Genomic DNA, 20,294 nt, shown 5'->3' with positions numbered 1-20,294 from the left:
TGATGGGTAAACTCCCGGGTAAACCGCGAAAACGCAGCCACTAATGCGGTTTCCCCAAAAGGGCCGCCGCTCAACGCACTTGCCGGACTTCAAAAGGAAGCCGCACGATGCAGGCCGATCCGATCCAGCGCGCCATCGATGAAGACCTTGTGCGGGTTCTCTACGCGCAGGATTTGCTCGCGTTTTTCACGCATTGGTTTTCGATTGCGGTGCTGACGTCGATTTATTGGGCGGAGATGTCGGCGCTGCGCTTCTTCAACGCGTGGTTCATCTTCTACTCGATGGCCAATTGCCTAGGTCTCGCGCTCTGGCTTTGGCACCGGCATTGGCCCGCCGCGCTGGCGCCGCGCGTCTGGATCAACCTGCATGCGTTGCGCGGCGCGCTGCTCTATAGCGCGCCGGGGCTTTCGATCTGGTTCGCGTTTCACAGCACGCAAGTGGAGCTGCCGCTGCTGCACACGGTGATGATCGTGACGCTCGCCGCCGGCGTTTTCATGTCGAACGGCTTCGATATGCTCAATTTCTCAGTCGCCATTCCGTTGCTGCTGCTGCCGGCGATCGTGCTGCATTTCAGCGCGCATTCGTTCGAGCGGATCGTGGTCGGGACCGTGGTGCTGTTCTTCTTTTCCGCGATCAACCTGTATGCGGTCAGCTACCGCAAGCTCTTTCGCAGCGTCGTGCAGGCGCGCGTCGACCAGCAGCGTCTGGCCGAATCGCTCGCGGTGCAAAAGCATGTGGCCGTCGAGGCCGGCTTGGCGAAGACGCGCTTTTTCGCGGCCGCGAGCCACGATCTGCGTCAGCCGCTTCACGCGATCGGGCTGCTCGCGGCGTCGCTCGGCGACATGGCGGCGCCAAGCGCCGAACGTGCGCGCGCGGCGGACAACATCGTGCGCAACGTCGAAGCGCTCAATCAGCTCTTCAATCAGGTGCTCGATCTCTCGCGGATCGAAAGCGGCGTCACGCAGGTGATGCGCGTGGATTTCCGGCTCGCCGAGCTGTTCGAGCGCATCGGCGGCCTATACCGGCCGCAGGCGGCGGCCAAGGGGCTCGCGTTGCGGATTGCGCCGACCTCGATGGTGCTTTACGACGACCCGGCGCTGCTCGAGCGCGTGCTCGGCAACCTGGTGGCGAACGCGGTGCGCTATACCGACGAGGGCTCGATCTGGGTCGGACTGCGGCGCGCGGGCCGTGCCGACGGCGGCTATATCGAAGTGCGCGATTCGGGCATCGGCATTCCGCCCGGCGAGCACGAGCGCATCTTCGAAGAGTTCTATCGCGGCGAGAGCGCCGAGCGCGACGCGCGCCCGGGCCACGGGCTCGGGCTGCCGACGGTGCGCCGCCTGATCGGCTTGCTCGGCGGCGAGTTGCAACTGCGCTCGGCGCCCGGACTCGGCTCGACGTTTCGTTTTCCAGTGCGCGCGGGGGACCCGGGGCGCGTCGTCACGGGGCTCGCCGAGCTGACGCCCGCGAGCGCGCCGCAGGCCATGGCGACAGGGCGGCGCGTGTTGTGCGTCGACGACGAACCGGCGATTCGCGACGGCCTCGCGAGCTTGCTCGGCCACTGGGGGTGCATCGTGAAGAGCGTCGCCAACGAGGAGGACGCCTGCGATGCGATCGCCGAGGGCTTCGCCCCCGACGCCGTGCTATGCGATTACCAGCTCGGCAACGGCCGCGGAGGCCGAGCGGGCAACGCGGCGATCGAACGCGTGCGCGGCGCGCTGGTGCGCCACGGCGCTGAACGCGCGGTGCTGCTGCTGATTACGGGCGACATGGCGTCGCCGGAGTTGAAGGCGCTGGCCGAAGAGGGCGTGGCGATCTTGCACAAGCCCGTGAATCCAGCGCGTCTGCTGCGCACGCTGCTGACGGCGTGGCGCGCTGCGGCGGACGACAAGGCGGACACCAAGGACGCCGCGGTTTCCGAGGCCGCTGCGGCGCCGCTGCCGTCGCCGAGCCAGCAGCCGCCTGAAACGCTTAGGCAGCCCGCGCCGCTTACAGCGTCTTCCCGGCCTCGAGCCAGCCGTTGATGACGGCGATCGCGGTCGCGCGATTGCGCACCGCCAGCGCCCGGAAGATCACCGACAGATGCACCTTCACCGTGCCTTCGGCCATGCCGAGTTCACGCGCGATCATCTTGTTGGTCCAGCCACGGTGGACGAGCCGCATGATGTCTTGCTGACGCGGCGAGAGGTTTTCCATCAGATGCTGCTGGTGCGGCTGCAGCGCTGGAACGCTGGACGGCGGGGCTGCGGCGGCGCTTTCCGGCGACGCCTGCGCTGATGATGCGGAAGACGCCGCCCCATGCGCGCCGAGCAGGCTCAGCGCCTCCATCGGCACATAGGCGCCGCCCGACAACACGAGTTCGATCGCCTTGAGCATCACGCTCGCGGGCTGCCGCTTCGGCACGAAGCCGAGCGCCCCGGCGGCGAGCACGGCGCGCATTTCATCGGGCGACTCCTCGGCGGAGAGCACGACCACCGGCAGCGCCGGATTGCCCTTCAGGAGCGCTTCGAGCGAGGCCGCGCCCGCCATGCCGGGCATGTGCAGGTCGACGATCGCTAAATCGTGGTTGGCGTCGGGGCGGGCGGCGGCGTTGAGCGTTTCCCAACTGTCGGCTTCATCGAATTGGGCGTCCGCATCGAGGCCGCGCAAGAGGCCTTTGACGCCTTGGCGGATCAGTTCATGGTCGTCGGCAACAAGAAACTTCATGTTGTCTCCGTGAGGGACTCTGCTTCTTGTTATACGGCCTGAGCGCGGCGAATGCCAAGGCGCTCGCGCTGCGTTGCAGCGTAGCGCATCGGAACGTCGCCGTGTTGCGGCTTACCCGATAGACGAACCGAGCGGAGCGTTTTTTGAACGCCGCGCCGCGGCTCAAGCGACAAGCGACACGTGCGCATGTTTCAAATCCTCCACGAAGGCCGCGACGATCGGACTATGGTGGCTCTCATGCTGCGTGACGATGTGAAAGGTCACCTCGTAGCGCAGCGTCTCGGGATTGAGCGCCGCCAGCAGCCCCTGCGCGACGTACGGCGCGGCGAAGTGCTCGGGCAAATAGCCGAGATGATGGCCGGAAAGGATCAAGAGCGACACGGCCTCCATGTTGTCGGCTTGGGCGGTGACGCGATTCGGCGTCGTCGAGAGCTGCGCTTCGGGCAGCGGATAGCTGCGCCATGCCCACTCCATGTCGGCGACTTGCTCATGCGTGAGGCGCCCCGCGCGCGAAAAGAGCGGATGCCCGCGTCCGCAATACGCGATCTGCCGCTCGACGAACAGCGGCGTGTATTCGAGCGTCGGCACACGGTGCCAGAAATAGCCGACCGCGACCTGTATCTCGCCGTTCAGCAACTGCGCTTCGAGGTCGCCCGGCGACTTCACCGAAATCGAAAAACGCACGGCTTCGTCGCGTTCCCTGAAGCGCGCGATCGCCTCGCTGATGCGCGCGTTCTGGCTGATCGGCGTGTGGCCGATCAAGCCGATCTTCAACGTGCCGACGAGCTTCTTGTCCATGTTGCGCGCCTCGACGCTGAACTCGTCGACGGCCGCGAGCAGCCGCTTGGCGAGCGCATGAAAACGCTCGCCTTTCTCGGTCAGCTTGAAGCCGCCGCGGCCGCGCTCGCAGAGGCGAAAGCCGAGCCGGGTTTCGAGCGTCGACAACTGCGTGCTGATCGTCGACTGGCCGACGTTCAGCGTCGTCTGCGCGACGCTGACGCCGCCCGCGTCGACCACCGCGAGAAACACGCGGATCAGCCGCAGATCGAGATCAGAGAGCGTTCCGAACATGGTTTTCTCCGTCGCGGGCGGTTACATCGATAGTTATAGATGTAAGCATCCGAATTTCATCATTCAAGTTTTGTTTCTGATCGCTTAAAACTCAGTCCTGAGGACGAGACACATGATACGGCTCGTTGAATGTAAATCGGAGGAAATGATGCCGGCTGACTATTTTCAACCCCTTGGCGGCAACGACATGCCGCGCAGCGGGGGAATCGCGACGATGATGCGTCTGCCGCATCTGGAGAGCGCCGAGGGGCTCGATGCGTGCTTCGTCGGCGTGCCGTTCGATTTGGGCACGTCGAACCGCACCGGTGCGCGCTTCGGGCCGCGCCAGGTGCGCACCGAATCGGTGCTGCTGCGCCCGTACAACATGGCGACGCGCGCCGCGCCGTTCGATTCGCTGCGCGTGGCCGATGTCGGCGATGTCGCGGTCAATCCGTACAACCTGCACGACTCGATTGCGCGCATCGAGGCCGCGTATGACGGCATCCTGAAGCATGGCGCGAAGCCCATCACGCTGGGCGGCGATCACACGATCACGCTGCCGATCCTGCGGGCGATCCATCGCCGGCACGGCAAAGTGGGGCTGATTCACGTCGACGCGCACGCGGATGTCAACGACACGATGATGGGCGAGAAGATTGCCCACGGTACGCCGTTCCGGCGCGCGGTCGAGGAAGGACTGCTCGATTGCGACCGCGTCGTGCAGATCGGCCTGCGGGGCACCGGCTACGCGGCTGAGGACTTCGATTGGTGCCGTCAACAAGGTTTTCGCGTGGTGCAGGCGGAAGAATGCTGGAACCGCTCGCTCGAACCGTTGATGGCTGAGGTACGGGAGCGCGTCGACGGCGGGCCGGTGTACTTGAGCTTCGATATCGACGGGATCGACCCGGCCTATGCGCCGGGCACCGGGACGCCGGAGATCGCCGGGCTGACCGTCCCGCAGGCGCTGGAGATCATCCGTGGCGCCTGGGGGCTCGGTCTGGTGGGCGCGGACGTGGTGGAAGTGGCCCCGCCTTATGACCCGTTCGGCACGACGGCGCTGCTCGCCGCCAATCTCGCCTACGAACTGTTGTGCGTGCTGCCCGGCGTGAAGCGCCGCGACTAAGCGGACGCCGAGCGCCGGCCACGCTGCCGGCGCTCGGCGTCTCGCATTAAAAAATAACCACTGTGGAGACACGCTATCGATGAGCAATTCCGAATCCGCACACCTGCCCGGCGCGATCGGCGGCCTGGAAGTCGAGACCCATTCGATCGACTACATTCCCGAGAATGAGCGGCACGCGCGCTTGCGCAGCCAAGGGCCGTTCTGGTTTCTCGGCAACTTTCACTTCTTTACGATTTCGATCGGTTTTGTCGGACCCAGCATGGGGCTCACTGCAGGCTGGACGACCTTGGCCGGGGCGCTCGGCATCATGTTCGGCACGATCTTCATGGCCTTTCACGGTTCGCAAGGGCCGGAAATGGGGCTGCCGCAGATGATTCAATCGCGCGCGCAGTTCGGCTATCGCGGCGTGATTCTCGCGTTGCTCGCCACGCTGTTCGTGTTCATCGGCTTCAATGTCGTGAACATCGCGCTGATCATGGATGGCTTGAAGAACGTGTTCGGCATCGACCCGACGCTCGTCGCGATCGTCGCTGCGGCTGCGGGCGCGCTGCTCGCTGTCTTCGGTCACGACCTCATGCACAAGGCGTTCAAATGGGCGCTGATCGCGACGCTGCCGCTTTATGCGCTCGTGACGATCGCGCTGCTGTTCGGCGTCGGCAAGGGCGCTGCTACGATGCCGGCTCACCCCGTGCAGCTCGGCTTCAGCTGGGTGGCGTTTCTCACGCAGTTCGCCATTGCCGCGAGCTTCAATATTTCGTACGCACCCTACGTGTCCGACTATTCGCGCTACCTGCCGAAGAACACGAGCCGCGCGAAGCTGATCACGATCATTTTTCTCGGCGCGTCGTTGTCGGGTGCATGGATGATCGGGCTCGGCGCATGGCTCGCGCAGCAGCTAAAAGCGAACGACGCCCTGGTGGCGCTGCATCAGGTCGGCTCGGCGCTCGCGCCGGGGCTCGGCAACGTGATCGTCGCCGTCTCCGTGTTCGGCTTCTTGCCGATCATTTCGCTGAACACCTATAGCGCGATGCTGACGATCCTGACCGGCGTGGATTCGGTCAAGAAGATCCAGCCTAGTCGCGGCTCGCGGATTGCAGCGATCTTCGCGATCAGCGCGGTGCTGCTGATTTGCGTGCTGTCGATCAAGGGCAACGGCGTGGCGATGCTGAATACGTTTCTCGTGCTGATGCTGTATTTCCTCGTGCCATGGACCGCGGTCAATCTGGTCGACTACTTCTTCGTGCGCAAGGGACGCTACGCGATTCCGCACTTCTTCACGCCTGACGGGCTGTATGGCGCATGGCAGATCAGAGGGATTGCGTCGTATCTGATCGGCTTCGCGGCGATGATTCCGTTTTTCTATGTCTACGATGCGCAAGCCGAGAAGGAAGTGTTCGTTGGGTATTTCGCGAGATTGCTGGACGGAATCGACATCGCGTGGCTCGTCGGTCTGATTGTTTCGGGGGGTGTTTACTACCTGTTGAGCCGGTCGCTCGATTTGGCGCACGAGGAAAACGTGATTCGCCAAGTCGGCTCGCGGGATAGGGCTGCGATGGTGCGGCAGACGGCGGGGAAAGCGCGGTAAGCGGAATTCGCTACGCTTAGTGTGGTTTGCGAGAGGCGGCGATTGGCTGGAAACAGCTGATCGCCGCCTTTGTTTTTTGGCGTGTTGAACGCGTCCGGGTTTTCCTCAGGTCATGCGCGACGATCATGCGCACCATGAAAACTTATCGATTGTTCGTACGCCAGATCAGCACAGAGAATGACTTCAACACATGCGCCGAGGTACGCGCGTTCGAGTCAACCACGAAAGCGACGAACGATGAACTATCCAGACATGACTGCCCGCCTCAATGACGCAGACGAGCAGGCGGCTACCCGGCGCGCCAAGCCGGATCTCACCTGCGGCGAGGCGCTCGTCACGCTGCTCGAGGAATACGGCGTGCAATACGTGTTCGGCATTCCCGGCGTGCATACGGTCGAACTGTATCGCGGTGTCTCCGCGTCCTCGATCCGGCACATCACGCCTCGCCACGAACAGGGCGCGGGCTTCATGGCCGACGGCTACGCACGGGTCACGGGCAAGCCCGGCGTGTGCTTCATCATCACCGGGCCGGGCATGACCAACATCGCGACCGCCATGGCGCAGGCCTACGCGGATTCCATCCCGATGCTGGTGATCTCCAGCGTCAACGCTCGGCGCGAGCTGGGCAGCGGCGATGGACGGCTGCATGAGCTGCCTTCGCAACGCAATGTCTTCGCCGGTCTCACCGCGTTCTCGCACACGCTGCTGGATGCGGCCGAATTGCCCCAGGTGTTGGCTCGGGCCTTTGCGGTGTTCGAGAGCGCGCGTCCGCGACCCGTGCACATCGAGATCCCGCTCGACGTCATCAAGGCGCCGGCAAGCGTCATGAAGCGGACGCACACCGCGTTGCCGGCGAAGCCGGCGGCGAGCGCCAGCGCCCTTGCCGCGGCCGCGGACCTGCTTGCCGAGGCACAGCGCCCATTGATCCTGGCCGGCGGCGGAGCCGTCCACGCGGCAGCCGAACTCCGGGAACTCGCTGAACGTCTGGACGCGCCGGTTGCGCTCACGATCAACGCCAAAGGTCTGCTGCCGTGCGGTCACCCGCTGTTGATCGGTTCCACCCAGTCGTTGCCGCCGACCCGCGCGATGATTCGGGATGCCGACGTGGTGCTCGCCGTCGGGACTGAACTCGGTGAAACCGACTATGACGTCGTGTTCGATGGCGGCTTTGCCATCGACGGCCGGCTGATTCGCATCGACATCGACGCGCAACAGCTGATGCGCAATTTCCATCCCGATGTGGCGATTGCGGGTGATGCACAGCAGGCACTGGGGAGCCTGTCGCAGCGGCTGCATGAACGGACCTTGCCCGCTTCACGGGCCGACTGGGGAGCGCCACGCGTGGCGGCGGTGCGCAAAGCGGTCATGGCCAGCTTCGACGAGCCGACGCGTTCGCAGAAACACCTGATCGATACCCTCGTCGGCACCTTGCCCGGTGTCATCGTTGCGGGTGATTCGACCAGCCCGGTCTATGTCGGCAACTTCGTGCACGACGCGCCGGCGCCGCGCTCGTGGTTCAACTCCTCGACCGGCTACGGCACGCTGGGCTATGGGCTGCCCGCCGCGATCGGCGCAAAGCTCGCGGCGAGCGGGCGGCCCGTCGTCTGCCTGATCGGCGATGGCGGCTTGCAGTTCACCCTGCCGGAGCTCGCAAGTGCGGTCGAGGCGCAAGTGCCCATCATCGTGCTGCTGTGGAATAACTTCGGTTACGGCGAAATCCGTAAATACATGACCCAGCACGACGTCGCTCACGTGGGCGTCGATATCCATACGCCGGACTTCATGGCGCTCGCGCGCGGCTTCGGATGCGCCGCATGTCGCGTCGAAAACCGGCCGGACCTCGTCACGCAGTTGCAACAGGCCGCGTTGCGTCATGTCCCGACGGTGATCGAGATTCTGGAAAGCGACTGGTTCGAACAGGTGCCGGCATGAGTACGCAAGCCTTCCCTCGTTTGGATGTCCCGCTGCGCACCCAGCTCTATATCGATGGCTTCTGGTGTGCGGGAGAGGCGGGTCGCCGCCTGCCGGTCGTCAACCCGTCGACGGAAGAGACGATCGTGGAAGTGGAGGCGGGTGAGGCCGGCGACGTCGATTGCGCGGTGCAAGCCGCTGCGCGTGCATTCCGCACCTGGAAGAAAGCAACCGGTGCCGAGCGTGCGGCTTGTCTGCGCGCCATTGCCCGGGGTGTGGAGGCGCGCCGGGCCCAACTCGCCGCGCTCCAGTCGCTGAATAACGGCAAACCGCTGGCCGAGGCGCAGATCGATGTGAGCGACGTCGTCGCGACCTTCGACTACTACGCGGGACTTGCCGAACAGCTCGACGTCAGCGCAGAGGCGGAGGTCGCCATCCCAAGCGGCGATCACCAAGCCTTGATTCGCCGCGAGCCGGCAGGCGTCGTGGCGCTGATCGTGCCGTGGAATTTTCCGATGGTCACGACGGCCTGGAAGCTCGCGCCGGCGCTTGCGGCGGGCTGTGCCGTCGTGCTCAAGCCGTCTGAAGTGACGCCGCTACCCGAGCTGGAGCTGGCCTCGATCATCGCGGAAGCGGGTTTGCCGCGCGGCGTATTCAACGTCGTGACGGGCACCGGACCGGAAGTCGGCGCGCCGCTTGCCGCACATCCGCTCGTTGCGAAGGTGTCGTTTACCGGGAGCACCGCAGTGGGCGAGCAGGTGATGAAGACGGCCGCGCAAACGATCAAGGGCGTGAGTCTGGAATTGGGAGGCAAGTCGTCGATCATCGTGTTCGCCGATGCCGACCTCGATCTCGCAGTCGACCTGGTGGCAGGCGGTGCATTCTTCAATGCCGGCCAAATGTGCTCGGCCACTTCACGTGTACTCGTTGAGCGGCCGCTTGCTCAGGCGCTGACCGCGCGCCTTGCCGATCGTGCGAAACAGATCGTAGTAGGCGATCCGTTCTCGTCCAGCGTCCAGATGGGACCGCTCACGAGCCGCGCGCAATACGAGCGTGTCCAACGCTTCATCGCGAAGGGAAAGGCCGATGGGGCGCGTCTCGTGATCGAAGGCGAGGTGCCATCGGGGCCGGGCTATTTCGTGAAACCCACGATCTTCGTGGATGTGCCGGCCGACAGCGCGGTGTGGCGTGAGGAGATCTTCGGACCGGTCCTGTGCGTGCGCAGCTTCGATACGGAAGACGAAGCGATCGCAGCGGCCAATGACACCGAATTCGGGCTGGTGGCCTCCGTCGTCACGCGGGATGCCGTGCGCGGCAAGCGTGTGGCCGACGCGCTGGAGGCGGGCGTCGTCTGGATCAATGCGCCTCAGCTGATCTTTCCGCAGACGTCCTGGGGCGGCTACAAGCGCAGCAGCGTGGGCCGCGAACTGGGACCGTTCGGACTCGCGGCCTTTCAGGAAATCAAGCAGGTACTGACTGCAACCGGCCAGGGCGCAGCGCTGTCCGCAGACGGCGGCGCATGACTTCCTGTCATAGGCCGCATGCAGAGATTTCGTTTGTTACCGGAATTTGACGAACCTAAAGTTCATTCACGTACCGACAGGGTTCAACGAGGAGACGATCATGAAAGACATCAATGAGCGCAGAAGGCAGGCGATCAAGACCATCGGAACCGCGCTCGGCGTTTCGATGCTCCCCATGCCATTCATCAGCACTGCCAAGGCACAAGAGAAGAACTTTTCAGGCAAGACGCTGCGCCTGCTCACGTGGTCCGACGACACCGGAGCTGCAGCGTTACGCAACATCGCCGCGACCTTCAGCAAGAAGACCGGGGCGCAGGTGATCGCGGACCGGGCTGACGGCACCTCCGGCATGGTTGCGAAAGTGAAGGCCGCCGGAGACCGGCCGACTTACGACGTGATCACGCTGGCAGGCGTCGGCGCGTCGGGCCTCGCGGATGCCGGCCTGCTGATGAAACCCGACCTGAACAAACTGCCGAACCTCAAGGACGTCGCCCCGCCATATCGAACCGGTGCGAACGGCTTCGGCGTCGGCTATTTGCTCTGGTCGGACGGCCTGATCTACAACACCTCGACGGTGAAAACGGCTCCCTCGAGCTACGAGGCGCTGTGGGATCCGAAGTACAAAGGGCGGCTCTTCCTGCCGCCGCCGGAATGGGCCGAAGCGGTCGATCTGGCGATCATCGCCGCCAAGATGGCTGGTGGCTCGCAGCAGAATATCGAGCCTGGTTTCGCTAAGCTGGCTCAATTGAAGGACAGCGTCATGACGCTCGGAGAGAATCCGAACCAGATTGCCGACCTGTTCCGTACCGGATCGCTCGATATCGGCGGCATCTACTCCCCGGCGTTCTTCCCGGATCAGTTGCGCAAGCCCGAGTACAAGATGGCCGTGACGTATGGCATGAAGGAAGGGTTCGCGACGCAGTTGATGTTCACTGTCATTCCCAAGGCGCATCCCGGCGACATCGATCTGATTCACGCGTTCATCAACCATTCGCTCGATGCCGGCGTGCAAGGCCAGATGGCCGCCGATGTGCTGAATGGTCCTGTGAACTCGAAAGCGGTGATCCCGGCCGAAAGCCGCGCGTATGTGCCGTCGCCGCAGCAGATCGCCGAGAAGGCCATTCTGCACGACGACAAGACGCTCGCTGCGGTCCAGCCGGCGTGGATCAAGCGCTATACGGAAATCTTCTCGGCCTGACGACCATGTCCGCGTTCTCTTCACACCGTGCGGCAGCGGCGGCTGCCGCCGGCGACTCCGCGGCGCATGCGGCGACGCCTGCGTTGCCCAAGGTGCCGCCGCTGCTGCTGCTCGCGCCGATCCTCGCGTTTCTCGCGGTGCTGGTCGCGGCCGCGCTCGCGGTGCTGCGCATGAGCTTTGGCGTAGCGGGTAACGAGTGGCACGCGTTCACGCTGCAGAACTACGCGGACCTTGCCGACTCGTACTTCCTGCGCTCGCTCTGGCTGACGTTGCGGCTCGCGTTTCAAAGCATGGTGTGCGCGGTGCTGCTGGCAATTCCCGTGGCCCTCGCAATGGCCCGCACTCAATCGCGGATCGCGCGACGGCTGCTGCTCGCGGGGGTCCTGTTGCCGCTCCTGGTCAACCTTTTGCTGCAGGGCTACGGCTGGCTTGTCATCCTCGGGCCGGCCGGCTTGCTCAACCATGCGTTGAGCGCAACCGGCCTCATCGAGCGGCCGGTGCTATGGCTCTATCGCGAGAACGGCGTGCTGCTCGGCCTGATCCAGACCGCTTTCCCGCTTGCCGTGCTGCCGCTTTCCAGTGCGATGCGCGCGGTATCGCGCTCGTATGAAGAGGCAGCGGCAACGCTTGGCGCGACGCGCTGGCAGACCTTGCGTCACGTGATGCTGCCGCTCGCGATGCCGGGCCTGGTCTCCGGCGCGCTGCTCGTCTTTGCCTATAACGCAAGCGCGTTTGCCGTGCCGCTGCTGCTTGGCGGCCGCCGTGTGCCGATGCTTGCCGTGCTGGTGCACGACAACGTGGCCCCGCTGCTGAACTGGCCGGCCGCCTCGGCATCGGGCGTCGTGCTGATGGTCGCGACGCTCACCGTGATGGCGGTGTCGCAGCGGCTCGTGCGCGGCATGCAACGCAACGAGGAATCCCGTCCATGACTACCTTGCGCCTTCCCGCGATGATGCCGGGCCGTCTCAGCCGGGCGACGAGCCTGCTCGCGACCGTCGTGCTGTTTCTCGCTGCGCTGCCGATCCTGACGATGATCACGATGTCGTTCGGCAACTCGGACACGCTCGAATTTCCGCCGCAGAGCTTCGGGCTGCGCTGGTACCACGCCGCGTGGCACACGTTCGTCTCGCCCGATGCAAGCGATGTCTTGTCGATGGGCACGGCGCTGACCACGAGCCTGGTCGTCGCGATAGCGACGATGTTCATCGCCACCGCCATTTCGGTGCCCGCAGCGTATGCGCTCTCGCGTTACCGCTTCCGCGGCAAGCCGGTCATCGAACAACTGGTTGCGCTGCCGCTGGTGTATCCGCTGGTGATGCTCGGGCTCTCGTTGTTGCTCGTGTTCAACGTCTTGCCAGTCGAACTGGGCGTATTCCGGCTCATCATCGCGCACGTGATTCTCGCGTTGCCGTTCACGGTGAAGAACTGCGCGGCATCGGTCGCGTCGATCGGCCCCGAATTCGAGGAAGCCGCGTGTCTGATGGGGGCAAGCCCGCAACGCGCGCTCATCGACGTGGTACTGCCGCTCATGCGCCCGGGCATTCTCGCGGGCATGCTGTTCGCCTTCATCATCTCGTTCAACGAGTTCACGGTGACGTTCTTCTTGTACAGCATCAACACGATGACGCTGCCCATCTGGCTCTACAGCCGCACCGTGTCATCGCTTGATCCGACGGTGTTCTCGTTTGCCGTTTTTATCGTGCTCATCGACTTTGGGCTGATCTGGCTGCTCGAAAAACTGGTCGGTGACGAAGGCGTTGCGCTGTAGCGGTTGCCGCATTCGCCATTGCATGCACAGAGGACTCTCATGACTCATTTGACACTTCAAGCTGTGACGAAGCGCTTCCACACCGCGTACGCGGTCGATCATGTCGACCTCACGGTACCGGACGGCAAGCTGGTCTGTTTTCTTGGACCGTCCGGCTGTGGCAAGACGACCCTGCTGCGGATCATCGCGGGGCTCGAAACCCCGTCGTCCGGCACCGTTGCGTTTGCCGGCCGCGATCTGACCCACGTGCCGGCAAACCGGCGCGATTTCGGCATGGTGTTCCAGTCGCTGGCGCTCTTTCCGCATATGACGGTCGCGCAGAACATCGCCTACCCGCTGCGGCTGCGCCGGATCGAGAAAAGCGCACAAGAGAAGCGCGTTTCTGAACTGCTCGAACTGATTCAGTTGCCGCACATGGCGAACCGGCCGGTCACTCAGCTTTCGGGCGGGCAGCGCCAACGGGTTGCGATTGCCCGTGCGATCGCATCGTCACCGAAGCTGCTGCTGCTCGACGAACCGCTCTCGGCGCTCGACGCGAAGCTGCGCGAAGCGATGCAGGTCGAGATCCGTCTGCTGCAGCAGCGCCTCGGCATCACGACGATCATGGTCACGCACGACCAGCGCGAGGCCATGACGATGGCCGACGAAATCGTGGTGATGGAAAAAGGCCACATCGCGCAGGTCGGCAGGCCGCTCGATATCTATCGCGACCCTGTGAGTGAATTCGTGGCCGACTTCATCGGACTGGGCAACATTCTGCCTGTCACGTTCGATGGGGGAGACCGGATCGGCCTTCCCGGCGGGCAGCAAATCAGGGTGAACGCGACGCCAAGCGCATCGGCCGACGCCGGCGATATCCGGCTGCTGATTCGTCCCGAAGACGTCTGTGTGCGACCCATCACGCCCAATCCCGGGCCGAATAGCCTGGCGGGCAAGGTCACGTTCATCCGGGACGTCGGCGCGTCGCTCGAAGCCACGATCGACTGCGCCGGCTTCACGCTGACCGCCGCCACGACGCCGCGCGAGACGCCCGAGCTCGCGGTGGGCATGCCGATATTCGCGGAATTGCCTCCGCAGGCCTGCAAGCTCATCGCGGCACGCACCGCGCATTGAATTCGCTCGACCTGAGGCTGCGGACGGCGGCGATCGGCTTGAAACGGTCGATCGCCGCCGATCTTCGTGGGCGTCTTAGTGGACGTCTTAACGCTCTTGTGCTTCAGCCAGAATCTGCTGAATCACTTGCTCGAAGCTTTCCACCGGTTGTCCGCCGGTGACCAGATAACGCTGGTTGAAGATGATCGACGGCACGGAATCGACGCCCAGCTCCTGATATTTCTGTTCTTCCGCACGAACCACATCGGCGTAGTCGCCGTTACGCAGCACGTCACGCGCGGCCGCGGCGTCAAGTCCCACCGATTGCGCCGCCTCGACCAAGACCCCATGGTTGCTCGGGTCTTTGCCTTCGGAATGATAGGCGCGCAGCAGCGCCAGCTTGAGCGGCAACTGCTTGCCTTCGAGACCGGCCCAATACAACAGGCGGTGCGCATCGAAGGTGTTATAGACGTTCGTACGCGGACCGAATTCAAAGCCGACGCTCGCGCCTCGCTCGCGAATCATCGCTTGCGTTTCGGCGATTTGCGCCGGCGTGCGTCCGTATTTCTTGCCGAGATAGTCAACGATGTCCTGGCCTTCGGGCCCCATCTGCGGGTTCAATTCGAAGGGATGCATGACGATCTGCGCATCAACCGCATCGCCCAGGCGCGATAGCGCGAGTTGGAGCGAGGAGAGGCCGATGGCGCACCACGGGCACGCGACGTCGGAGACAAAATCGATAGTGAGCGATTGGGTCATGGCTTACAAAATGGAGAGAGTCTGTCCCCCACGGGTTTGCGAGGGATGCAGCGGCGGCAGACAGGTTAGCGTGAATCGCCGATGCTTGCAGAAACGCAGACATCCTCCTCACGACCGCAACATATAGGTTTCGTACTCCAACGAAGCAAACTTCGCGTCGAGCAGTTTCACCGCGGCCACGACGACCATCAGCAGCGCCGCCGCAAATCCATACCCGTAGGCATTCGGCCCAATCCACAGCGTAAAGATCGTCAGCACCGCGTTGAGCAGCGCGAACGCCGTCGTCAGCACGAGCACGGTACGCCGCGCGTCCAAATAGAAGAACACGTTCAGCAGCCCAAGCAACAACACCTGCAGGCTTGCCGAGATCACGTCCACCAAAAGCAGCGGCATGTACAGCGGCGAAATATCGAGCGCTTGCAGCACCCATTGCCCGAACGCCACGATCAGCAGCAGCACGATCGATTGCACCTTGATGATTTCGTAAAGCCCGGAACGTACGCTGCGCACCATCATGTCGCGCATGTCGTTGATGCGGCCGAATGTGTCGCCGCTGCGCACGGCGTCATAAAACGCATCGTAGTATTCGACGAAGTCCGCTTCGATGCGAACCAGAAACGTGGCCATGCCGGGCATCACGCAAACGTAAGCGATGAACACCGGAATGTCGTAGATGATCGATGCGTTGAGCCAGCCGATCACGTGTCCGCCGGTGCCGGGCGCATACCAGAAGACGAATTTGTCGGCCCAGACGCCGAGGTTGAACATCAGGCCCACGAGCGCCAGCGTCGGATACGCGTAGCGCCGTTCGAACACCTCGAACGAAATGAACACGGGGCTGCTGTAGTTCCGGTAGATGAGCCCGGAGAGTCCCGTGAGCAACACCAGATGCCCGCCGACAAACCCGCCCAGCAACCCGACCAGCCCATAGTGATTCAGCGCGAGCGCGAGCGCGACGACGCACGCATAGCCGACGAAGAACACGACCAGAATCTGCCGATACTGTTTGACGCTCGATAGAAAAATGACGGCAATCCAGATGTTGCTCATCACCGTGAAGCCCGCCACCATCAGCAGACGGTACGTGAGCAACTCGTGGCGAAACCCGAATGCCATCGCAGTGACGGCGATCGCGGCCGACAAGACAGTCGATACGAGCACCACCGCGTTGTAATTCGACAGCACGAGATCGTCGCGCTTCTCGAACAGGCGGTCGGAAATGAAGCGTGTGAGCGAGAGCTGCAACGGCCCCGTCACGATCAAGCTCACCGCGATCAAATACGTCACCGATACCTGGAACTGCACGACGGCGAACTTCGGTATCACGACCGCGAGACTCAGCAAGCCGATGATCAGAATGCCGAAAATCGACAGGATCAGCGGTCCGGAGCTGATGAGGCCCGCGTAGAGATACGCGCGTGCGACGCCGGCCAGCGTGTCGCGCCGCATCACCTTGCGCAGTTCGAATCCGATGCCGGCCATCAGCGGCTCTCCTGCGGCGTGGCGCCCTGATCGGCGTCGATCGGCAATGCGGTTTGCGAGTGTTCGGCTGGTCGTGCCGTTGCGTGATGCATCGGACAGCCGGGCGCGGAACCCGGCGAGCGCTTGGCGCCTGTTGGCGCGGCCGCGAGCCGCTCGTACAGCGTGCGATAACTGTCGATCATCTGCGTCTTCGTGTAGTAGCGCCGCACGCGCGCGAGACCGGCTTGCTGCGCTGCCTGCCAGCGCGCGTCGTCGCTCAGCAGCGAGACGGCCGCTTCGGCAAACGCGGGCGGATTCGCAATCGGCACGATCGCGCCGGCGCTGCCGAGCGCTTCGTCGTCGCCGCCGAAGCCTTCGATCAACTGGCGGCATGCTCCGACATCGGTCGTAATGGCCGGCACACCGGCCGCGAAGCCTTCGAGCACGACAAGCGGCAATGCCTCGCTGATAGAGCTGAGCGCAATCAAGTCGACTTCGGGCATGACGTCGTCGATCTTCTGAAAGCCTAAAAACCGGATGTTCTTGGAAGACCCAAGGCTTTGCGCCAGCGCGCGGCACTCTTGGGCGTAATCGGCATCTTCTTCCTCGGGGCCGACGATCCAGCCTTCGATGTCCGGCATCGCACGCGACGCGATAAACACGGCGCGAATGAACGTCTTGATGTCCTTGATCGGCACCACGCGGCCGATCAGCGCGATCACGCGGCGCTTGCGCGGCGTGCGGCGCGAAAGCAGGGCGCCGAAGCGCTCGATGTCGATGCCGTTCGGGATGTTGCGCGTGCGTTCGGCGAGCGCGCCGTCGGCCACTTGGCGGCGGCGGTTGCCTTCGTAAAGCGCGACGATGTCGTCGGCGGCGTCGTAGGCGAGCTTGCCGAGCGCTTCGAAAAAGCGCACCCATAGCTCCCGAAAATAGCTGACCTGCGAAATATCGCGTTCAAAAGCGCCACGGTTGTCGCGTATCCACTTGCTTTGCAGCAGGTCGATCTTGCGTTCCTTTGTATAGATGCCGTGTTCGCTGATGAGCAGCGGCCGCCCGGTGCGATAGTGGGCGAGCGTGCCGAGGAACCCCGCATAACCGGTCGACACCGTGTGATAGACGCGCGCCGGCATCAGTTGCTGTGCGACTCTCGCCAACTGCCACAGCGGCTTGTGCATGATGCGCACGGTCCAGAAGTAATCGGTAAACGAGGGGTCTGTGCAGTGCTGTTCGTATTGCTCGACGATGAATTCCCAAGCGCGGCGGCTCGTGAGGAATTGCGCTTCCGAAAGTCCGCCTTGCTCGCCTAGCATCGGAATCAGCTCGGCCATCAGCGCGCCCACATCGACGTCGGCGCCGCGATTGCGCAACGCGGCGTGCAGCTTCGCGGAGCGCTCGAAAGCATGCGCGTCGCCAGTGGTGGCGCGCGGCTTGCGCGTGTCGGCGTTGACTGGCGACTCGTACAAGTAGTGCGCTTCGAAATGCACGACGTTGTCCGGCAATGCGTAGACGGCGCCCGCGTAGTCGTCGGTGCGGCTGCCGATGAACACGATCGCGAACCGCAGCGCCGGATAGGCACGGATCATTTCGTTGACCCAGCTCGATACGCCGCCGCGCACGAACGGAAACGTGCCTTCGAGCAACAAGCAGATATCGGCGTCGGCGGATTTGCGGTTGAGCGGGGTATTCATCATGACCAGTACTCCACTACGGGCTTCAACACCGGCAGCGCGGCGGCGCTGCCGAGCGACGCAAGCAGCTCGCGCGTGCGCGCGTAGTCGCCCTTGAGGAAAGCGGCTTCGGCAAGCCAGGGCAGCAGCCGCTCGCGCGGAAAGCCAAGACGCTGCGCTTCGTCCAGATGGGCCGCCGCGGCGTCGGGCTGCACGCGCGCCAGCGCGAGGCGGCCGCGGATCAGCCATAGGGCGGCGTCCTTGTCGCTACTCGAAAGCGACAACGCCATGGCCGCATGACGCTCGGCCTCTTCGAGCGTGTGTTGAAACACGGCGCTCTGCACGAGGTTCTGATAGACGAGCTCGAAGTGCAGCTCGGCGAGACGGCAATGCAGCGCATGGCGCCCGTCGTCGGTGGCGGCGCTCTCGAGGGCCTTCGTGTTGTCGAAGATCTTCTGCATGATCTCGTTCTCGGCCTGATCGAGCGTGCCGTAGGCAATCAGGCGAATATCCTCGACAGGGTCGGTGAGCAAGCCGCGCAGCAGCGAGCCCGTGGTGCGCGTCGGCATGTTCTGGATCGCGACGAGCGCCGACAGGCGATCGGTCGTCGAGACCTGGGTATTCGCGAGCCGCGCCTGCAGGCGCGCGCCGCTGCCGTGCGAAACGCGCGAGACGAGATGCGTGACGAACTGCGGGCGCGCGATGTCGGTCAGTCGATCGTTCGTGCGTGCGGCCGGAAACCAATACGCCCACGCGCACGACACCAGCGCGACGAGTCCGCCCGCGAGCGGCACGAGCGTGCAGAGCAGCCACAGCAGCAGAAGTGTCGAGCGCGCCGGTTGGCGGTATGCCGCGGGGAGCAGCAAGCGAATCGCGCAGGCCTCGACGAATCCGGCCAGCGCCTGCAGCACGCAGAACGCGAGGAACGGGTCGAGCCATGACGGCGCGTGCAGCACGCCCGCCAGCGCCGCGTATTGCAGCCCAAGCGCGAGGATCGCGACGAGAGCGGGGATCAGTACGTCAGACATGCGACGTGACCCGCGCGATCAGCGCAGCGAGGCTCGGCCCGGGCGAGGCATCGTGCACGTGCAGCGTATGCACGCCGATGCCCGCTTGTTCGAGGTCGGTGTCGAATTGGGCTGCAAGGCTGCCTTCAATGCGCGCGAGATAACCGTCGATGCCGGTCGCGTCGGTGACGGGCATCAGGTTCACGAGCACCGACCGCTTGTCGGTCACGAGCGGCCAGATGATATCGAGCGAGCGGCGCCGGCGCATGACGTGCTCGAAGAGGGAATCGTGCGCGTCATCGCGCGGGAACGACAACGCGACGAGCGACGATTCGATGCCCGAGCCCTGCTGCAAATGAGCGAGCCGCCCTAATTCGAGCGCGAATTCATAGGGGCATTCGGGCACGGCATCGAGAATGTCCTGCACGTGCTGTGAATGCTCGATGCCGTCCGCGTAGTAGCCGAGCAGGACGAGCAGCAGCAGGAGGTTGTCGGCATTGAGCGACAGGAACGGCATGCGCTTGACGACGAGGACCGCGCGCAATTCATTGTCGGCGGTGAGCATCGGCGCGCAGACGATGTAGCGGCTGTCCATGTGCCGCGAATCGTCGACGCGAAGGTGCGCGACGCTTTGCGTCGTCAGCGCATGCGTGACGAGATCGTCTTTCGCGTCGAACTCGAACGGCTCGCCGACCGCCGCGACGGCGTTAAGAGCAGGCTTGCCGCCGGTCACCGGATAGAGCGCGGCCACTTCGATCTGGCACGCCTGCGCGACGAATTCGAGCAGACGCTGCGCGCCGGGAAGCGTTTCGAGGGTCGGTGCAGGGGATTGTTCGGCGTGCGTGGCGGGCGAGACGGCGTGCGTCACGGTCAAGCGCCGCAGCTCGGTGATCGAATCGCGCAGCGTGGTCGGCTTCGAGAGCAAGTCTTTCTCGAGCCGCTCGTGCGAAAGCCGCAACAGGTAGTGGCTATCGGTGATCGCGACGAGCCGGTCGTTCAGGTAAGCATTGATCGAGCGCGAACGGGTCGCGCGCGTGCCCCACGTGTCGCCGAAGTGACCGGCGACGATCGTCTGAATCAGGCCGCCCGCGAAATACGCCATGGGCCATTCTCCGGCCGGGTAGCAGAGGTACCACATGCCGATCATCATCGCGCCGCCGAGCGTGCCGATCAGCGCGCCGTAGCGCAGCGCCACGATCAACGGCGCAAGCCACAGCCACGGAAAGCGTGCGCCGAGCAGCAGCGGATCATGGCGATCGAGCGCCCAGCAAAGCGCGAGCACGAGCGCCATGAAGACGGCCGACTCGACGAGCGCAAATGGCCGCTCGACGGCGGGCGCGAGCACACGACGCACGCGGCCCAAGTTGCCGAATGGATCGGAATTGCGCGGCTTGGGCGCGGTGGAGCGGGAGTCGGCGGCTACGGTGTTCACGGCCGTTTCCTT

The 20,294-nt window shown here is 64.0% G+C and carries 16 protein-coding genes; 9 read left to right on the top strand and 7 right to left on the bottom strand.

Annotated features, from left to right (window positions below):
- Window positions 1-107: 107 nt before the first annotated feature.
- The gene (locus AAHK20_RS29645; protein ID WP_449185061.1) at window positions 108-2,024 is read left to right on the top strand and encodes an ATP-binding response regulator; all 1,917 of its coding nucleotides are present in this window, start codon (window positions 108-110) and stop codon (window positions 2,022-2,024) included.
- Here AAHK20_RS29645 and AAHK20_RS29640 read toward each other — a convergent pair.
- Together AAHK20_RS29640 and AAHK20_RS29635 are read right to left on the bottom strand one after the other, a co-directional pair.
- Window positions 1,990-2,706, bottom strand: coding sequence for a response regulator transcription factor (locus AAHK20_RS29640; protein ID WP_449185060.1), 717 nt, complete (start codon window positions 2,704-2,706; stop codon window positions 1,990-1,992). The two genes, AAHK20_RS29645 and AAHK20_RS29640, sit on opposite strands and share 35 nt — an antisense overlap.
- A 162-nt stretch (window positions 2,707-2,868) precedes the next feature.
- Complete coding sequence (locus tag AAHK20_RS29635) at window positions 2,869-3,777, bottom strand: LysR family transcriptional regulator (protein WP_449185059.1); 909 nt, start codon at window positions 3,775-3,777, stop codon at window positions 2,869-2,871.
- Between the two features lie 145 nt (window positions 3,778-3,922).
- On the opposite strand from AAHK20_RS29635, the gene speB reads away from it, so the two are divergent.
- The 8 genes from speB to AAHK20_RS29595 all read left to right on the top strand — a co-directional run bounded on the left by speB (window position 3,923) and on the right by AAHK20_RS29595 (window position 13,977).
- Window positions 3,923-4,879, top strand: coding sequence for an agmatinase (gene speB, locus AAHK20_RS29630; RefSeq protein WP_449185058.1), 957 nt, complete (start codon window positions 3,923-3,925; stop codon window positions 4,877-4,879).
- A gap of 79 nt (window positions 4,880-4,958) precedes the next feature.
- Window positions 4,959-6,464, top strand: a complete 1,506-nt coding sequence (locus tag AAHK20_RS29625) for a purine-cytosine permease family protein (protein ID WP_449185057.1) — start codon at window positions 4,959-4,961, stop codon at window positions 6,462-6,464.
- A gap of 252 nt (window positions 6,465-6,716) precedes the next feature.
- The gene (locus AAHK20_RS29620; RefSeq protein ID WP_449185088.1) at window positions 6,717-8,396 is read left to right on the top strand and encodes a 5-guanidino-2-oxopentanoate decarboxylase; all 1,680 of its coding nucleotides are present in this window, start codon (window positions 6,717-6,719) and stop codon (window positions 8,394-8,396) included.
- Window positions 8,393-9,898, top strand: a complete 1,506-nt coding sequence (locus AAHK20_RS29615; protein ID WP_449185056.1) for an aldehyde dehydrogenase family protein — start codon at window positions 8,393-8,395, stop codon at window positions 9,896-9,898. Before AAHK20_RS29620 ends, AAHK20_RS29615 begins: the two co-directional genes overlap by 4 nt.
- A gap of 100 nt (window positions 9,899-9,998) precedes the next feature.
- Entirely contained in the window at window positions 9,999-11,096 is a 1,098-nt protein-coding gene (locus AAHK20_RS29610) for an ABC transporter substrate-binding protein (RefSeq protein WP_449185055.1), read from the top strand.
- A 5-nt stretch (window positions 11,097-11,101) separates the two neighbouring features.
- A complete protein-coding gene (locus tag AAHK20_RS29605) occupies window positions 11,102-12,025 on the top strand; it encodes an ABC transporter permease (RefSeq protein WP_449185054.1) in 924 nt (307 codons plus the stop codon).
- A complete protein-coding gene (locus AAHK20_RS29600; RefSeq protein WP_449185053.1) occupies window positions 12,022-12,864 on the top strand; it encodes an ABC transporter permease in 843 nt (280 codons plus the stop codon). The genes AAHK20_RS29605 and AAHK20_RS29600 overlap by 4 nt, the downstream gene beginning before the upstream one ends.
- A gap of 39 nt (window positions 12,865-12,903) precedes the next feature.
- Window positions 12,904-13,977: an ABC transporter ATP-binding protein gene (locus AAHK20_RS29595; protein WP_449185052.1), complete on the top strand. Its 1,074-nt coding sequence runs from the start codon at window positions 12,904-12,906 to the stop codon at window positions 13,975-13,977.
- A gap of 87 nt (window positions 13,978-14,064) precedes the next feature.
- Here AAHK20_RS29595 and AAHK20_RS29590 read toward each other — a convergent pair whose 3' ends face one another.
- The 5 genes from AAHK20_RS29590 to AAHK20_RS29570 all read right to left on the bottom strand — a co-directional run bounded on the left by AAHK20_RS29590 (window position 14,065) and on the right by AAHK20_RS29570 (window position 20,282).
- Window positions 14,065-14,715 (bottom strand): DsbA family oxidoreductase, encoded by a 651-nt coding sequence (locus AAHK20_RS29590; RefSeq protein ID WP_449185051.1) that lies wholly within the window; start codon window positions 14,713-14,715, stop codon window positions 14,065-14,067.
- A gap of 108 nt (window positions 14,716-14,823) precedes the next feature.
- Window positions 14,824-16,197 (bottom strand): exopolysaccharide Pel transporter PelG, encoded by a 1,374-nt coding sequence (gene pelG / locus AAHK20_RS29585; protein ID WP_449185050.1) that lies wholly within the window; start codon window positions 16,195-16,197, stop codon window positions 14,824-14,826.
- A complete protein-coding gene (pelF, locus tag AAHK20_RS29580; RefSeq protein WP_449185087.1) occupies window positions 16,197-17,864 on the bottom strand; it encodes a GT4 family glycosyltransferase PelF in 1,668 nt (555 codons plus the stop codon). The genes pelG and pelF overlap by 1 nt, the downstream gene beginning before the upstream one ends.
- A complete protein-coding gene (locus AAHK20_RS29575) occupies window positions 17,864-18,871 on the bottom strand; it encodes a hypothetical protein (RefSeq protein ID WP_449185049.1) in 1,008 nt (335 codons plus the stop codon). Before AAHK20_RS29575 ends, pelF begins: the two co-directional genes overlap by 1 nt.
- Entirely contained in the window at window positions 18,864-20,282 is a 1,419-nt protein-coding gene (locus AAHK20_RS29570) for a PelD GGDEF domain-containing protein (protein ID WP_449185048.1), read from the bottom strand. The genes AAHK20_RS29575 and AAHK20_RS29570 overlap by 8 nt, the downstream gene beginning before the upstream one ends.
- Between the last annotated feature and the right edge of the window lie 12 nt (window positions 20,283-20,294).

The organism is Trinickia camelliae (assembly GCF_053525655.1).
The sequence above is the reverse complement of the archived record's forward strand: the minus strand, read 5'-3'. Positions and strand labels throughout refer to the sequence as shown.

Bases quoted from the DNA above. Each gene is read 5' to 3' on its own strand.
- AAHK20_RS29635 (WP_449185059.1), bottom strand. From the start codon at position 3,777: ATGTTCGGAACGCTCTCTGATCTCGATCTGCGGCTGATCCGCGTGTTT.
- AAHK20_RS29595 (WP_449185052.1), top strand. From the start codon at position 12,904: ATGACTCATTTGACACTTCAAGCTGTGACGAAGCGCTTCCACACCGCG.
- pelG (WP_449185050.1), bottom strand. From the start codon at position 16,197: ATGGCCGGCATCGGATTCGAACTGCGCAAGGTGATGCGGCGCGACACG.
- AAHK20_RS29645 (WP_449185061.1), top strand. From the start codon at position 108: ATGCAGGCCGATCCGATCCAGCGCGCCATCGATGAAGACCTTGTGCGG.
- AAHK20_RS29615 (WP_449185056.1), top strand. From the start codon at position 8,393: ATGAGTACGCAAGCCTTCCCTCGTTTGGATGTCCCGCTGCGCACCCAG.
- AAHK20_RS29620 (WP_449185088.1), top strand. From the start codon at position 6,717: ATGACTGCCCGCCTCAATGACGCAGACGAGCAGGCGGCTACCCGGCGC.
- pelF (WP_449185087.1), bottom strand. From the start codon at position 17,864: ATGAATACCCCGCTCAACCGCAAATCCGCCGACGCCGATATCTGCTTG.
- speB (WP_449185058.1), top strand. From the start codon at position 3,923: ATGATGCCGGCTGACTATTTTCAACCCCTTGGCGGCAACGACATGCCG.
- AAHK20_RS29600 (WP_449185053.1), top strand. From the start codon at position 12,022: ATGACTACCTTGCGCCTTCCCGCGATGATGCCGGGCCGTCTCAGCCGG.
- AAHK20_RS29625 (WP_449185057.1), top strand. From the start codon at position 4,959: ATGAGCAATTCCGAATCCGCACACCTGCCCGGCGCGATCGGCGGCCTG.
- AAHK20_RS29640 (WP_449185060.1), bottom strand. From the start codon at position 2,706: ATGAAGTTTCTTGTTGCCGACGACCATGAACTGATCCGCCAAGGCGTC.
- AAHK20_RS29605 (WP_449185054.1), top strand. From the start codon at position 11,102: ATGTCCGCGTTCTCTTCACACCGTGCGGCAGCGGCGGCTGCCGCCGGC.
- AAHK20_RS29610 (WP_449185055.1), top strand. From the start codon at position 9,999: ATGAAAGACATCAATGAGCGCAGAAGGCAGGCGATCAAGACCATCGGA.
- AAHK20_RS29590 (WP_449185051.1), bottom strand. From the start codon at position 14,715: ATGACCCAATCGCTCACTATCGATTTTGTCTCCGACGTCGCGTGCCCG.
- AAHK20_RS29575 (WP_449185049.1), bottom strand. From the start codon at position 18,871: ATGTCTGACGTACTGATCCCCGCTCTCGTCGCGATCCTCGCGCTTGGG.